Origin of the sequence: Bacillus sp. S2(2024) (assembly GCF_050474045.1) — a bacterium.
In the GTDB taxonomy this organism is placed as follows: Bacteria; Bacillota; Bacilli; order Bacillales; family Bacillaceae_G; genus Bacillus_A; species Bacillus_A yunxiaonensis.
Map to the genome: position 1 here is coordinate 4430217 of NZ_JBFLUS010000003.1, position 14918 is coordinate 4445134.

At 37.0% G+C, this 14918-nt stretch carries 15 protein-coding genes and 4 tRNA genes; 1 reads left to right on the forward strand and 18 read right to left on the reverse strand.

All coding sequences use genetic code 11. The features are described from left to right. The 16 genes from walR to AB1284_RS22535 all read right to left on the reverse strand — a co-directional run bounded on the left by walR (nucleotide 1) and on the right by AB1284_RS22535 (nucleotide 12023). On the reverse strand, nucleotides 1-708 hold the full coding sequence (gene walR, locus AB1284_RS22460; protein ID WP_336482051.1) for a cell wall metabolism DNA-binding response regulator WalR: 708 nt from the start codon (nucleotides 706-708) through the stop codon (nucleotides 1-3). Between the two features lie 158 nt (nucleotides 709-866). Next, nucleotides 867-939: transfer RNA gene (locus AB1284_RS22465), tRNA-Phe, on the reverse strand. Between the two features lie 43 nt (nucleotides 940-982). After that, nucleotides 983-1058, reverse strand: a tRNA-Asp gene (locus tag AB1284_RS22470). A 19-nt stretch (nucleotides 1059-1077) separates the two neighbouring features. After that, nucleotides 1078-1149: transfer RNA gene (locus AB1284_RS22475), tRNA-Glu, on the reverse strand. A 12-nt stretch (nucleotides 1150-1161) separates the two neighbouring features. Continuing rightward, nucleotides 1162-1237 (reverse strand) — tRNA-Lys (locus tag AB1284_RS22480). 163 nt (nucleotides 1238-1400) lie between these two features. Then, complete coding sequence (locus AB1284_RS22485; protein ID WP_336482050.1) at nucleotides 1401-2690, reverse strand: adenylosuccinate synthase; 1290 nt, start codon at nucleotides 2688-2690, stop codon at nucleotides 1401-1403. A gap of 190 nt (nucleotides 2691-2880) precedes the next feature. Next, nucleotides 2881-4242, reverse strand: a complete 1362-nt coding sequence (gene dnaB / locus AB1284_RS22490) for a replicative DNA helicase (RefSeq protein ID WP_429752911.1) — start codon at nucleotides 4240-4242, stop codon at nucleotides 2881-2883. A 27-nt stretch (nucleotides 4243-4269) separates the two neighbouring features. Beyond that, entirely contained in the window at nucleotides 4270-4716 is a 447-nt protein-coding gene (rplI, locus tag AB1284_RS22495) for a 50S ribosomal protein L9 (RefSeq protein WP_098310138.1), read from the reverse strand. Then, nucleotides 4713-6686: a DHH family phosphoesterase gene (locus AB1284_RS22500; RefSeq protein ID WP_429752910.1), complete on the reverse strand. Its 1974-nt coding sequence runs from the start codon at nucleotides 6684-6686 to the stop codon at nucleotides 4713-4715. Before AB1284_RS22500 ends, rplI begins: the two co-directional genes overlap by 4 nt. Nucleotides 6687-6871: 185 nt before the next feature. Next, the gene (locus AB1284_RS22505; protein ID WP_429752909.1) at nucleotides 6872-7810 is read right to left on the reverse strand and encodes a YybS family protein; all 939 of its coding nucleotides are present in this window, start codon (nucleotides 7808-7810) and stop codon (nucleotides 6872-6874) included. 231 nt (nucleotides 7811-8041) lie between these two features. After that, nucleotides 8042-8278: a 30S ribosomal protein S18 gene (rpsR, locus tag AB1284_RS22510; protein ID WP_098310141.1), complete on the reverse strand. Its 237-nt coding sequence runs from the start codon at nucleotides 8276-8278 to the stop codon at nucleotides 8042-8044. A gap of 44 nt (nucleotides 8279-8322) precedes the next feature. Then, nucleotides 8323-8832, reverse strand: a complete 510-nt coding sequence (gene ssb, locus AB1284_RS22515; RefSeq protein WP_154710359.1) for a single-stranded DNA-binding protein — start codon at nucleotides 8830-8832, stop codon at nucleotides 8323-8325. A 30-nt stretch (nucleotides 8833-8862) separates the two neighbouring features. Beyond that, nucleotides 8863-9150: a 30S ribosomal protein S6 gene (gene rpsF / locus AB1284_RS22520; RefSeq protein WP_336482045.1), complete on the reverse strand. Its 288-nt coding sequence runs from the start codon at nucleotides 9148-9150 to the stop codon at nucleotides 8863-8865. A gap of 343 nt (nucleotides 9151-9493) precedes the next feature. Further along, nucleotides 9494-10594, reverse strand: coding sequence for a redox-regulated ATPase YchF (ychF, locus tag AB1284_RS22525; protein WP_429752908.1), 1101 nt, complete (start codon nucleotides 10592-10594; stop codon nucleotides 9494-9496). Nucleotides 10595-10923: 329 nt separating this feature from the next. Next, on the reverse strand, nucleotides 10924-11121 hold the full coding sequence (locus AB1284_RS22530; RefSeq protein WP_429752907.1) for a DUF951 domain-containing protein: 198 nt from the start codon (nucleotides 11119-11121) through the stop codon (nucleotides 10924-10926). Between the two features lie 20 nt (nucleotides 11122-11141). Further along, a complete protein-coding gene (locus AB1284_RS22535) occupies nucleotides 11142-12023 on the reverse strand; it encodes a mechanosensitive ion channel family protein (protein WP_429752906.1) in 882 nt (293 codons plus the stop codon). Nucleotides 12024-12460: 437 nt separating this feature from the next. Between AB1284_RS22535 and yyaC the strand changes: the two genes are divergently transcribed. Next, nucleotides 12461-13057 (forward strand): spore protease YyaC, encoded by a 597-nt coding sequence (yyaC, locus tag AB1284_RS22540; RefSeq protein ID WP_429752905.1) that lies wholly within the window; start codon nucleotides 12461-12463, stop codon nucleotides 13055-13057. A 17-nt stretch (nucleotides 13058-13074) separates the two neighbouring features. On the opposite strand, the gene AB1284_RS22545 is transcribed toward yyaC, so the two are convergent. Then, the gene (locus tag AB1284_RS22545) at nucleotides 13075-13926 is read right to left on the reverse strand and encodes a ParB/RepB/Spo0J family partition protein (protein WP_429752904.1); all 852 of its coding nucleotides are present in this window, start codon (nucleotides 13924-13926) and stop codon (nucleotides 13075-13077) included. Beyond that, nucleotides 13919-14680 (reverse strand): sporulation initiation inhibitor protein Soj, encoded by a 762-nt coding sequence (gene soj / locus AB1284_RS22550; RefSeq protein WP_429752903.1) that lies wholly within the window; start codon nucleotides 14678-14680, stop codon nucleotides 13919-13921. Before soj ends, AB1284_RS22545 begins: the two co-directional genes overlap by 8 nt. Between the last annotated feature and the right edge of the window lie 238 nt (nucleotides 14681-14918).

The following is a 14918-nucleotide window of genomic DNA, read 5'->3' on the forward strand; positions in this document are numbered from 1 at the left end:
TTACTCCTGCTCTGGATCACGTAAGTAATATCCAACACCGCGTCTTGTCACAATTAAAGTCGGATGACTTGGATTATCCTCAATTTTCTCACGTAAGCGACGAACAGTTACATCTACTGTACGTACATCACCAAAATAATCATAACCCCAAACGGTTTGTAATAAATGTTCACGTGTCATAACTTGTCCTAAATGCTTCGCTAAGTAATGAAGTAATTCAAATTCACGATGTGTTAGCTCAATGCTTTCCTCACGTTTTGTTACACTATATGCGTTTGGATTAATCACAATTGGGCCAATAATCATCTCTGTATTTTCTTCTTTTTCAGCTGTTCCACCTTGTTGATGACGACGTAAATTCGCCTTTACGCGCGCTAATAGCTCACGCGTACTAAATGGTTTTGTCACATAGTCATCTGCACCCAGTTCCAGTCCAAGAACCTTATCAATTTCAGAGTCTTTTGCTGTTAACATAATAATCGGCATTTCATGGTTTTTTCGTATTTCTCGACAAACCTCTAAACCATCTTTTCCCGGTAACATAATATCTAATAAAACCATATCCGGTTGTTCTTCATTTGCTTTTTCAATTGCTTCATCGCCATCGTGTGCCATCACAATTTCAAAACCTTCTTTTTCCAAGTTAAACTTTAAAATATCTGCAATTGGCTTCTCATCATCAACGACTAAAATTTTCTTTCCCATCATTTTAGTTTCCTCCTGCATATTTAATGCCTTCCTTACAGAAAAGCCCCTAGCTTCAACTGCTAGAGGCTTCCTCATTCTATTGTAAAAGAACTACTCTCATTTGTAAAATTCAACAATATAAAAAGGATATTAAGTGGGCCCACCTAATATCCTGAGAGTGGCTCGGGACGGAATCGAACCGCCGACACGAGGATTTTCAGTCCTCTGCTCTACCGACTGAGCTACCGAGCCAAAACATATATATAAAACCACTAATTGTGGTATTAAACAAAAGTGGCGGTCCCGACCGGGGTCGAACCGGCGATCTCCTGCGTGACAGGCAGGCATGTTAACCACTACACCACGGGACCAAAATAATATATAAAGAAGTGACCCGTACGGGATTCGAACCCGTGTTACCGCCGTGAAAGGGCGGTGTCTTAACCACTTGACCAACGGGCCACGAAAATAAAATGGTGAGCCATGAAGGACTCGAACCTTCGACCCTCTGATTAAAAGTCAGATGCTCTACCAACTGAGCTAATGGCTCATACTCACCAATGTCATGTTTCGTGACGACAAGAATTATAATATCATAAGGTGTTTTATTTTTGCAATACTTTTTTTCATTTTTTTATAAAAACATGAAAAAAGAACTCATTTGAATATGAGTTCTTTTTTCAATATACCGTACTTTTAAGAAAAAAACAAGATTATAGGCCGTATACGTTACGAACAATGTTTGTTTGATTACGGTCTGGACCAACAGAGAACATAGATAATGGGATACCTGTTAATTGAGACACACGCTCTACATAATGTCTTGCATTTTCAGGAAGATCAGCTAATGTTCTTACACCTGTAATATCTTCTGTCCAGCCTGGAAGCTCTTCATATACTGGCTCGCATTTTGCTAAAATGTTTAAGTTTGCTGGAACTTCATCAAGAATTTCTCCGTTATATTTATATCCAATACAGATTTTCAAAGTTGGAATACCTGTTAATACGTCGATAGAGTTTAAAGATAAGTCTGTAAGACCACTAACGCGACGAGCATGTCTTACAACAACGCTATCGAACCAACCAACACGGCGTGGACGACCTGTTGTTGTACCATATTCACGACCAACTTCACGAATTTGATTGCCGATTTCATCATGTAACTCAGTTGGGAATGGGCCATCCCCTACACGGCTTGTATATGCTTTACATACACCTACAACGCGGTGAATTTTAGAAGGACCAACACCAGAACCAATTGTTACACCACCAGCCACTGGGTTAGAAGATGTAACGAATGGGTACGTACCTTGGTCGATATCAAGCATAACGCCTTGTGCACCTTCAAATAATACGCGGCGGCCTTCATCTAATGCATCATTTAAAACAACAGATGTATCACATACGTATTGTGCAATTCGTTGTCCATACTCATAATATTCTTCAAAAATCTCGTCAGCATTGAAGCCTTCTGCATCGTACATTTTTTCAAATAAACGATTTTTTTCCGCAAGGTTGCGCTCTAGCTTTTCTTTAAATGCTTCACGATCTAAAAGGTCTGCCATACGAATACCAACACGAGCTGCTTTATCCATGTATGCAGGGCCGATACCTTTTTTCGTTGTACCAATTTTATTATCACCTTTACGCTCTTCTTCTAACTCATCTTGTTTTAAATGATAAGGTAAAATAACGTGCGCACGGTTACTGATACGTAAATTATCAGTGCTTACACCACGATCATGTAAATATTTTAATTCCTCAAGTAATGCTTTCGGATCTACTACCATACCGTTTCCGATAACACAAATTTTTTCTTTATAAAAAATACCAGATGGAATTAAGTGCAATTTATACTTAACACCGCCGAAAACGATTGTATGTCCTGCGTTATTTCCACCTTGATATCTTGCAACTACTTCCGCATGTTCAGAAAGAAAATCAGTAATTTTACCTTTTCCTTCATCGCCCCATTGTGTTCCTACAACTACTACTGAAGACATTATTCAAGCACCTCCGCAATTTTCAAACGAACTTTTCAAACAATATAATTGTACCAAAATGCAAAGAGAAGTCAATTTAAAAACGAACATTTTTTTCACTTTTATCCCTTTTGTTCGTAAGAAATATTTTTCACAAACAAAAAAGAAGCACATTTTATTATAAGAAATGTGCTTCTTTTTTATACCTTCACTAAGCTGGCGGTGCATGACCCTCATCAAAACGTCGTTCTAAGTTTACGAATTTGTTAAATTCCTTCACAAACGCCAGTTCAACCGAACCTACTGGACCATTACGCTGCTTAGCAATAATAATTTCAATTGTATTTTTATTTTCTGTTTCCCGGTCATAGTAGTCTTCACGATATAAAAAGGCTACTATATCGGCATCCTGCTCAATACTTCCTGATTCACGAATATCAGACATCATCGGACGCTTATCTTGACGAGACTCAACACCACGAGAGAGCTGAGATAAGGCAATCACTGGAACTTCTAGTTCACGAGCGAGCCCTTTTAGTGTACGAGAAATTTCTGATACTTCTTGCTGACGGTTTTCACCCGATTTCCCACTACCCTGAATAAGTTGTAAATAATCGATTAAAATCATTCCGAGACCGTGTTCTTGTTTCAAGCGTCGGCATTTTGCCCGAATTTCACTAACGCGAATCCCCGGTGTATCATCAATAAAAATACCTGCATTTGAGAGACTCCCCATCGCCATCGTCAATTTCGCCCAGTCATCTGAAGTTAAAGATCCCGTACGAAGACGCTGCGCATCAATATTTCCTTCTGCACAAAGCATACGCATAACGAGCTGATCGGCTCCCATCTCCAAACTAAAAATCGCAACATTTTCATCCGTTTTCGTAGCAACATTTTGAGCAATGTTTAAAGAAAATGCTGTTTTCCCTACAGATGGACGCGCTGCTACAATAATTAAATCATTACGCTGGAAACCCGCTGTCATACGATCTAACTCTGTGAAACCAGTTGGAATTCCTGTAATTTCACCTTTTTGATTATGCAATAATTCAATTTTATCGTAAGCTGCCACAAGAACATCTTTAATATTTTGAAATCCCTTTGTGTTCGTACGCTGAGATACTTCTAATATTTTTTTCTCTGCTTCATTTAACAGGCTCTCTACATCATCTTCTCGTTCATAACCATCCGACACAATATGCGTTGCTGTTCGAATAAGCCGGCGCAAAATCGATTTTTCTGCGATAATGCGCGCATAATATCCAACATTGGCAGCTGTCGGCACAGCTTCCGCTAGTTCAGCTAAATAGGAAACACCGCCGATTTCTTCTAACAAATTTTGATCAGCAAGAGCTGCTGTTGCAGTAACTAAATCAATTGGCTCTCCTTTATCAGAAAGATCAAGCATCATTTGATAAATTTTTTGATGTGCCGTTCGATAGAAGTCTTCTGGCATTAGCATTTCCGAAGCTGATGTTAATGCTTCTTGATCAAGAAAAATAGCCCCTAAAACGGCTTGTTCAGCCTCAATATTATGCGGAGGGGTACGATCAGCAAATACGTCACTCATACGCAAACCTCCTCTTTAATCTTTTGTTTATTGTTCAGTAACATGTACTTTTACTGTCGCCGTCACTTGTGGGTGTAATTTCACAGTAACATTCGTATATCCTAACGCACGAATTGCGTCATCCATCTCAAATTTGCGTTTATCAAGTTTAATGTTATGAGCTTTTTGTAAGCCATCTACAATTTGTTTACTTGTTATAGAACCAAATAAACGGCCACCTTCACCTGATTTCGCTTTTAACTCTACTGTTAATTTTTCTAGAGTTTCTTTTAATTCCTTGCATTTTTCAAGCTCTAATTCTGCATCTTTTTCTTCCTTGCGTTTCTTCGCATCTAATGTTTTCACATTTGCGTTTGTTGCTTCAACTGCAAGACCTTGTTTTAGTAAAAAGTTATTCGCATAACCGTCTGGTACGTTTTTTACTTCCCCTTTTTTACCTTTACCTTTTACGTCTTTTAGAAAAATTACTTTCATGATTGTGTTCCTCCCTCTAAATACTCATTTATAACAGATTGTAGTTTTGCTTCTGCTTCATCAATCGATATGTCTTGCATTTGCGTTGCGGCGTTTGTTAAATGACCGCCCCCACCTAAATGCTCCATAATAAGCTGTACATTTACCTCTCCTAAAGAACGTCCACTAATACCAATAACAGTTTCACTACGCTGTGCAATTACGAAAGAAGCGACTATTCCCGTCATTGTCAGCAATGTATCAGCTGATTGTGCAATTAAGACTTGATCATAAAACCCATCGCCATCTACCTTTGCAATCGCAATTCCATTTTTATAAATGTACGCATTTCGGATTGTTTTTGCAATCTGTAAATAATGCTCCATATCTTCTTTTAATAACTTTTGTACCAATACAGTATCTGCACCATGTGAACGAAGATACGAGGCTGCATCAAATGTGCGTGCTCCAGTGCGGAATGTAAAACTCTTGGTATCCACAATAATGCCCGCAAGTAAAGCCGTCGCCTCTAGCATATTCATTTTTAAGCGCTTAGGCTGATATTCCAACAGCTCTGTTACAAGTTCTGCCGTAGAAGATGCATATGGTTCCATATAAACAAGCAACGGGTCCTCAATAAAGTCCTCACCGCGGCGATGATGGTCAATTACAACTACATTTTCAATCTTATCAAGCAACCTTTTTTCCATGACCATGGACGGCTTATGTGTATCCACTACAACAAGAAGCGAATCATCATTTGCAAATTCAAGCGCCTGCTGCGGTGTAATAAAGCGCGACCATAATTCCTCGTGCTGCTTAACTTCGTCCATTAAACGCTTAATTCCTTTATCAGAATCATTTTCATCTAATACGATATATCCTTGGCGTTCATTCAGCTGTGCTACTTTTAAAATCCCAATTGCAGCTCCAATTGCATCCATATCCGGTGCCCTGTGCCCCATAATAATGATATTGCTGCTTTCTAACACAAGATCTTTTAGAGCATGCGAAATAACGCGTGCACGTACACGAGTGCGTTTTTCCACCGGATTCGTTTTCCCGCCATAAAACTTTACTTTCCCTGTAGCTTGTTTAATTGTCACTTGATCTCCACCTCGTCCAAGTGCCAAATCAAGACCTGATTGCGCCATAGCCCCAAGCTCTGCTAACGATAAATCACCAGAACCAACACCAATACTCAATGTAAGAGGAATATTTCGTTTAGACGTTTCTTCACGTACTTGGTCTAAAATATCAAATTTCCCTTTCTCCATTTGCGCTAAAATACTTTCATTTAACACAACGAAAAAACGCTCAGATGAAGCACGTTTCAAATAAGCTCCATGTTTCACAGCCCATTCATTCAACAAAGATGTAACATGGCTTGTAATGTTTGTACGCAATTGATCATCTAGTCCTTGCGTAACTTCATCATAGTTATCTAAATAGATGACAGCGAGTACCGTTCTTTGGTCTTCATACATTTTCTCAATCTCTGTTTGCTCTGTCACATCAAAGAAATAAATTAACTTTTCTTCTTTCCTGGCAAACACACGAAATTTCCGATTGTTCAAAGATACAATATCATTAGCTGTTTCACCTTTTGTAAATAGAAGTAGGGTCTCTGATAGATCATACAGGTGCCATCCAGCTAACGAATGCTGCCCTAAACAGGAAGATAAATATGGGTTTGCCCAGTCGATTCCATAATCCTTATTATATAGTAAAATTCCAATTGGCATTTGATTGAAAGCCTCATTACTTACCTTTTTAACTCTTGTAATCGTATCATTCGTATACTTTTCAAAACGTTTTTGAAATGCAAGCTCAAATTTAATAGTAAAAAATAAAACAATACAAAAGACAACGAAGGAAATCATCCCCGTCAACCAATGAAAATAAACGAGAATTGTAATGAGTACAAACGCTAGAAATGCCAACACATAAACAGGATACAAAAACCGCTGTTTCTTATAAAATTCAGGCATATATACAACTCCTATAAAGTGAAACTTCTATCAGTCAGGTCTTCATTCCCTACTGATATTTAGTCAAATCCACCAGACTTATCCCCATTTACAGAGTCTTACAGTCCCATTACGTGCAGGATAAAGGTTTATATTTCTATGTTTCGTTACAAAAAAATGCTTATAAAAAGCACTTTTTCAACTACTTATTTTACCTGTACTTTCGACCGTAACGAAAAGCCTAAATCAATTATACCTAAGATTGTCACAAGAGGGAACAAAACTGGTACAAACAAACCTACAACAAAAACTAAGATTAGAATAGCCTTATTATATCCTTTTGCATTTGTAAAAAAAGCAAGGAATGAAAAACCTTGAAACAGCAGTAACAAGGAGAAAATTGCCGATAAATTTAAAAACACCATTTCTAAATATGATCCTGCTTCTATTTTTGTAAAAGAGGACAGTAAAACAACAACGACGTATAACCAAACAATATTCTTAGGAATTTGTATATCACGAAATTTCGGCCAAGATTCCGTCGTGTACTTTAATCGTTTTAAAACACGATTAGAAATTAAAATTGTAATCCAAGAATAAAAAAGTGATCCCATAGCAAGTAAAGTTGGTGCAAGCAAACGAATTGTATTACCCACCTTTTTCAATTCAGCTAGTTGCTCTTCATTTACAGGTGTACCTGCCATTTTCATAAATTTCTCGCTTTGTTCCATGGATTGCTTAAACATGTCTTCCATTTGTTTAATAAAGTCGATATTAAAAAACTTCACGCTGACAACATACAGCAATACAAAACTTACAAGATATACAAGTGTCCCTACTAATAAAATTTCAATAATACTCTTTTTCTTTTTATACATATGTCCTAATACAATACCTGTTATTCCGAACATAATTGTATTCACAATACTAAGAGGCGAACTAACAATAAGTGTTACAAGCATCGCTGCTCCTAATAATATAAAAGCACTACTTAATGGGTATCTTATCGTAAAAATAAGAAATGGCAACGGCAATGCAAATATACATACAATCCCTAAAATAGGCATATACAGAGAAGCAAGAAGCAAGACAGCATATAAAGCAAGTAAAACTGCTCCTTCTGTAATGAGTCGTGTACGCTTCATTATTCACACCTTCTTTCTTATAAAATAAAACTTCCATCAGTGTTTTTTCATCGCCTACTGATGGAAATCCCGCCCAATCGGGCACATGCCAGCAGTTATCCCCCACCTATCTCCCTTGTTTCTCTTTAAATCTTGAGGTGGGGGTCTTACTATCCATTAATATGGGATAAAAAAGAAAAGAATAGCAAAATGCACAGTAGAGTGACACTCTACTGTGCATTTCATGCGTTATTATTCACCAACATATGGTAAAAGTGCCATTTGACGAGCACGTTTGATTGCAACTGTTAATTTGCGTTGGTATTTTGCGCTAGTACCTGTTACACGACGTGGTAAAATTTTACCACGCTCAGATACGAAGCGTTTTAATAAATCTACATCTTTGTAATCGATGTTAGTGATACCGTTAGATGTAAAGAAACATACTTTACGACGTTTCGCACGTCCACCTTTGCGTCCACCTGCCATGTTCATTTCCCTCCATTCTGTTTTAAAATATTCGTTCTATACCATTAAAATGGTAAGTCATCATCCGAAATATCGATTGGTTGACCTACATTTGCAAATGGATCGTCATTTCTAGTAAAGCCAGCATTATTGCCATTGTTACCAGATTGACCAAATGGGTTTTGAGAGCCTTGATTTCCGAATCCTGCTCCCGATGGTTGCTGATTGAATGAACCGCGTTGCTCACCACCGCTATTACGCGGTTCTAAAAACTGTACGTTCTCCGCTAGAACTTCTGTTACATATACACGCTTACCATCTTGTCCATCGTAATTACGAGTTTGAAGACGTCCATCTACGCCTGCTAAGCTACCTTTTTTCAAATAATTCGCCACGTTCTCTGCTTGTTTACGCCATATTACACAGTTAATAAAGTCAGCTTCACGCTCACCTTGCTGATTCGTAAATGCGCGATTCACAGCTAACGTGAAAGTAGCTACTGCAACACCGTTTGGCGTGTAACGTAAGTCAGGGTCCTTAGTTAAACGACCAACGAGTATAACACGATTCATCAATCGAACCACTCTCCCTATATATCTTAATGATTATTCTTCGTTTTTAACAACGATGTGACGAATGATATCTTCGCTGATCTTAGCTAAACGATCGAATTCATTAATCGCTTCTGGATTAGAATTTACGTTTAAGATCATGTAGAAACCGTCACGTAAGTCGTTGATTTCGTAAGCTAAACGACGCTTACCCCAATCTTTTGTGTTAATGATTTCTGCACCATTTTCAGTTAAAACGCCTGCAAAACGTTCAACTAAAGCTTTTTGAGCTTCTTCTTCCATGTTTGGACGAATGATGTACATGATTTCGTACTTTTTCATTACACTTTCACCTCCTTTTGGTCTAAACGGCCCATACTGGGCAAGGAGCAATTAATTTATAGTAATTACTCACGAGTTTAGATTATATCATAGTAAGTTAGAGGAAGCAACTGACGGAAACATAAAAAACTTGGCAAACCTAATGAATTTGCCAAGTTAAATACTTTATCCCGCTACTCGTGAGCAGTAAGATCCCCACCTCAAGATTCAGAGAAAGCGAAGAAGCTAGGTGGGGGATAACCGTCCGTAAGAGCCCGATTGGTGAGAGCTTTCCATCAGCGGGGGGCTTCATTCCCCCGCTAATGGAAGTTTCACTTTATTTTTTTCCTAGGAAATAAAAAAATTATACATTAAAGCGGAAGTGTACAACATCTCCGTCTTTCATAACGTATTCTTTTCCTTCTAATCGTACTTTTCCAGCTTCTTTGGCAGCTGTCATAGAACCATTTTCCATTAAGTCATCATAAGATACTGTTTCTGCACGAATAAATCCACGTTCAAAATCTGTATGAATGATTCCCGCACATTGCGGTGCTTTCATTCCTGTTTTAAATGTCCAAGCACGTACTTCTTGTACACCCGCTGTAAAATAAGTAGCCAACCCTAATAAATCATACGCTGCACGAATTAATTGATCTAAACCAGATTCCGCAATGCCTAGTTCTTCAAGGAAGACTCTCTTTTCTTCTTCATCTAACTCAGCAATTTCTGATTCAATTTTTGCGCAAACAACAATTACTTGAGAGTTTTCTTTTGCAGCAAATTCTTTTACAATTTGTACATATTCATTTCCAGATGGATCCATTACATCATCTTCACCAACGTTTGCTACATATAGCATTTCTTTTATTGTTAATAGGTGAAGACCTTTTACTACTTTCATTTGCTCTTCTGTAAATTCAACTGTACGAGCTGGTTTACCTTCTTCAAATGCTTCTTTTAAACGGACTAAAATTTCGTGTTCAAATGCAGCATCTTTATCTTTTTGCTTCGCTAATTTTGCCACGCGATCAATGCGCTTATCAACAGATTCTAAATCCGCTAAAATAAGCTCTAAGTTGATTGTTTCAATATCTGAAATAGGATCTACCTTACCCGCTACGTGTGTAATATTTTCATCTTCAAAACAACGAACTACTTGGCAAATTGCGTCTACCTGACGAATATGGGATAAGAATTTATTTCCTAATCCTTCACCTTTACTCGCACCTTTTACAATACCTGCAATATCTGTAAATTCAAAAACAGTCGGCACTGTTTTCTTTGGTTCAACAAGTTCTGTTAATTTATTTAAACGATGATCTGGAACTTCTACAATTCCAACGTTTGGATCTATTGTACAGAATGGATAGTTTGCAGATTCCGCACCTGCTTGTGTAATTGCATTAAATAATGTTGACTTACCTACGTTCGGTAATCCAACGATACCAGCCGTTAATCCCATATTCTTCACTCCTATGTCTCAATCTTCCATCATTATAGATAGTAACGAATAAAATGACAAGCTTCATACAGTTTCATAAAATGAAACTGTATGAAGTAGAAAAGGCACTTTATCCCGCTACTCATGGGCAGTAAGACCATACCTCAAGATTCAGAGAAAGCGAAAAAGCTAGATGGGAGATAACTGCCCATAAGAGCCCGATTGGTGAGAGCCTTCCATCAGCAGGGGATAAAGCCCCGCACTGATTATTAGTTGAACCAATCGAATTTTTACAAATAGTACTAGCGAAAAAAATAAACAGTTGCAACAGCCGCTGTTTATTTTTTCATCTATTCTTCATGCTTTATAAGTATTTTCTTCACCTTACGATCAAATTCTCTTCGAGGAATCAGTACCGAATGGCCGCACCCCTCGCACTTAATACGAATATCCATTCCCATGCGAATAATCTTCCAACGATTTTCACCGCATGGATGAGCCTTTTTCATTTCTACTACATCGTACAAGTTATATTGCTTTTGCTCCATGCTCTAAACTCCTCTCACTGCTAATTTGCCTTTTCACTCATCAGCTCTTCACGGTTATATAGAACCATACGTGGATATGGAATTTCAATACCATGTAAATCAAGACGATTCTTAATTTCTTTACGAAGTGCTCTCGCTACTACAAAATGTTGCATCGGTTCTACTTCAGCTGTAACCCTTAAAACAACTTCTGATGCCGCCAAACTCTGTACACCTAATAATTGCGGACGAGCAACCATTTGCTCATACCTTGTTGGTAATTCATCCAATAACTTTTCAAGAACTTTTTCTGCATGTTCAATATCACTTTCATATGAAATAGATACATCTACAAAGGCAACACTATTAGTAACAGAGAAATTTGTTACTTCCTTAATATTTCCATTTGGAATAATATGAATTTCACCTGTCCATTTCTTCATTTTTGTTGTACGCAATCCAATCTCTTGAATAACTCCTTCAAATTGCCCTAAGCGTACATAGTCTCCTACTGAAAATTGATCCTCTAATAAAATGAAGAATCCCGTGATAACGTCTTTGACTAAGTTTTGTGCACCAAAACCAACCGCTAAACCAACAACTCCTGCACCGGCTAATAATCCTTTTGTATCAATTCCAAATACCCCTAAAATAGCGATTATTACAACGAAAAAGATAACATAAGTAAAAATATTTTCTAATAATTTTGCTAACGTCATCGTTCTTCTTTCAGAAATTTGAATTGGTGATTTTGTCTTTATTTTGAAAGCATTACTGATAATTGCCCTGCCAATTCGAATAACTATACTTGAAATAAGCAAAATAAGTGCAATTTGCAGTAAACCAAGACCAATATTTTCCCACAATCCCATATCTAACAACCAGTTTGTAAGTTTTGTATATAAGTCGTGAAGTCCTTTCATCGCGACCTACCTTTCTACCTCATATTCATTATTTATTGTAACAGAATTTCTCCTATATTTTACGAAAAAAGTTCTTTCATACGCTTTTATTTTCACACTCTATAAGGTATAAAATAACAACTTTTTTTATATACTAGTACTAGTATTCTTTAGGCTACATGACATACTTCACAAGCATTCATATTTTATAAGGTATCTAGATATAAAAATATACATTTCTTTCTACTCATAATTCACCTTTTTACAACAGAATGCCATCTCCACCAATAGGGTAAATTAGAAATATTTCTCAATTCCTACTTAACATAATAATGAAGTTCCCCTAACAATAAAAGCAATATAAGTCATACATTCAAAAGAATGTATGACATGCAATCGTTTTTAGGAAAATCGAATTCATATGAATTCGATAAATTCTATTAAAGGATGGATGCTTCGTGAATATCGGAAGTTTTCGCTTACCTTTTTTTGAAAAAGATTCGCAGCAGGTTATGCATCATGATGCAAATTGCAATCAAACAATTAGCAGTTTTCTGCTCTCTCATCTCCCAATCGAAACAAACCCTCCACTTATTGTACTTTGTATTGGGACAGACCGATCAACAGGTGATGCATTAGGCCCCCTTGTTGGTTCAAAACTACAAGATTATAACATTCAAAATTTTCATTTATACGGAACATTAGAATCACCAGTCCATGCTTTAAACTTAGAAGAAACGATTACAGAAATACACAAAACATTTATGAATCCCTTTATTATCGCAATTGATGCATGTCTAGGAAAATCTCAAAATATTGGTTCCATTACAATTGGAAAAGGACCTAGTAAACCTGGAGCCGCTATGAATAAAAAACTCCCTGCAATTGGTGATATGCATATCCATGGCATTGTAAATTTAAATGGATTTATGGAATTCTTTGTACTGCAAAACACAAGATTAAACCTTGTTATGAACATGGCTACCAGCATTGCGAAAAGTATTATTGAAACAGATAAAAAACTTGCTGTAATGAAAAAAATAAACCATCTATAAGTAGAGATGGTTTATTTTTATTGTTCTCCTGCTAAAAGTTCTAAAATACGTTGTAAATCACCCTTATTGAAAAATTGAATTTCAATTTTTCCTTTTTCTTGCTTCGTTTCTTTAATTTTCACAGCAGTTCCAAATCGCTCTCGTAACACCGTTTCTTGCTCCTCGAAAAAGATATTTCTTTCTGGTTTTTGTTTCTTTGTTTCACGTGAAACATATTCATTCATCTGCTGAATAATTTGTTCTAACTGCCGGACATTTAATCCTTCTTTTTCAATTCGTTGTAATAAACTATTGATTTGTGTTTTATCTTTTAAAGCAAGCAATGTTCGTCCATGTCCCATAGAAATCGTTCCATTTGAAATCATCTCTTGTACAAAAGGTGGGAGGGATAGTAAACGAATGTGGTTAGCAATATGTGGCCTACTTTTCCCAAGCCGCTTTGCTAACTGTTCTTGCGTTACCTTAAGTTGTTCCATGAGCATTTGATACGCTAACGCCTCCTCAATAGGCGTTAAATCTTCACGTTGCAAGTTCTCTAATAGCGCAAGTTCCATCATTTGTTGCTCATTTAAATCTCGAACAACAACAGGAACCGTTTCGAGATTTGCTTCTTTAGCGGCACGAAATCTTCGTTCTCCTGCAACAATTTCATATCCTTTAATACTTTTTCGAACAATAAGCGGTTGTAAAATTCCATGTTCTTTAATGGATGATGCTAGCTCTTGAATTGCTTCCTTGTGAAAATATTTACGCGGCTGATATGGGTTAGGACGTAATTCGTTTACTTGCAATTCTTGAATTGTTTCTTCCTCTTTCACATCCAAATCTGGAAAAAACGCATTAATCCCTCTTCCTAGTCCTTTAGCCACCTGCAATCACTTCCTTTGCTAAATCTAAATACACTTCCGCCCCCCTCGACTTAGCATCATACATCATAATTGGTTTACCATGACTCGGCGCTTCACTTAAACGCACATTACGCGGAATAATCGAACTATATACTTTATCTCGGAAATATTTCTTCACTTCATCAATTACTTGTAACCCTAAGTTTGTACGAGCATCCAACATTGTTAGTAAAACACCTTGAATTGCTAAATTTTTATTTAAATGCTTTTGTACAAGGCGAACTGTATTCAACAATTGACTTAACCCCTCTAAGGCGTAATACTCACATTGAACAGGAATAATAACAGAATCTGCAGCAGTTAATGCGTTAATGGTTAATAAACCTAAAGATGGGGGACAATCAATAATAATATAATCATACTCATCACGAATTGGCTGCAGCGCACGCTGCAGGCGAACTTCCCGGGAAATTGTCGGTACAAGTTCTATTTCAGCTCCTGCTAGCTGAATAGTAGCGGGAAGCACATCTAGATTTTCAGTTGCTGTTCTCTTTATAACCTCACGAACATCTGTATCTTCTACAAGCACATTATAAATACATTCATTTAAATCTGATTTTTCAATTCCGACTCCTGTCGTTGCATTCCCTTGTGCATCAATATCAACAAGAAGTACTTTTTTTCCTACTTGTGCCAATCCAGCTCCTAAATTTACCGATGTTGTTGTTTTTCCAACACCACCTTTTTGATTAGCAATGGCAATGATTTTCCCCATGATGTCACCTACTTTCAACCTTTCTGTCTTATTCTACAAATGATTGTTTTTATTTTAACATGAAACAATCCTGTTTCTTTTGTTTCTGTATATTAAACTTCAAAATTTATTTACAAACTCCTTCTTAATTTTAAAAGAAAATATAGTACTTATAAAGTGAAACTTCCATCAGAGAGGTCTTACATTAATACGTGACAAAACAAAAAGACCTCTTCCAACGTTGAGGTCTTTTTTCTAT

Bases quoted from the DNA above. Each gene is read 5' to 3' on its own strand.
- ychF (WP_429752908.1), bottom strand. From the start codon at position 10,594: ATGGGATTAACGGCTGGTATCGTTGGATTACCGAACGTAGGTAAGTCA.
- AB1284_RS22535 (WP_429752906.1), bottom strand. From the start codon at position 12,023: ATGAAAGGACTTCACGACTTATATACAAAACTTACAAACTGGTTGTTA.
- rpsR (WP_098310141.1), bottom strand. From the start codon at position 8,278: ATGGCAGGTGGACGCAAAGGTGGACGTGCGAAACGTCGTAAAGTATGT.
- AB1284_RS22485 (WP_336482050.1), bottom strand. From the start codon at position 2,690: ATGTCTTCAGTAGTAGTTGTAGGAACACAATGGGGCGATGAAGGAAAA.
- AB1284_RS22500 (WP_429752910.1), bottom strand. From the start codon at position 6,686: ATGCCTGAATTTTATAAGAAACAGCGGTTTTTGTATCCTGTTTATGTG.
- rpsF (WP_336482045.1), bottom strand. From the start codon at position 9,150: ATGAAAAAGTACGAAATCATGTACATCATTCGTCCAAACATGGAAGAA.
- walR (WP_336482051.1), bottom strand. From the start codon at position 708: ATGATGGGAAAGAAAATTTTAGTCGTTGATGATGAGAAGCCAATTGCA.
- soj (WP_429752903.1), bottom strand. From the start codon at position 14,680: ATGGGGAAAATCATTGCCATTGCTAATCAAAAAGGTGGTGTTGGAAAA.
- rplI (WP_098310138.1), bottom strand. From the start codon at position 4,716: ATGAAAGTAATTTTTCTAAAAGACGTAAAAGGTAAAGGTAAAAAAGGG.
- AB1284_RS22530 (WP_429752907.1), bottom strand. From the start codon at position 11,121: ATGGAGCAAAAGCAATATAACTTGTACGATGTAGTAGAAATGAAAAAG.
- AB1284_RS22505 (WP_429752909.1), bottom strand. From the start codon at position 7,810: ATGAAGCGTACACGACTCATTACAGAAGGAGCAGTTTTACTTGCTTTA.
- dnaB (WP_429752911.1), bottom strand. From the start codon at position 4,242: ATGAGTGACGTATTTGCTGATCGTACCCCTCCGCATAATATTGAGGCT.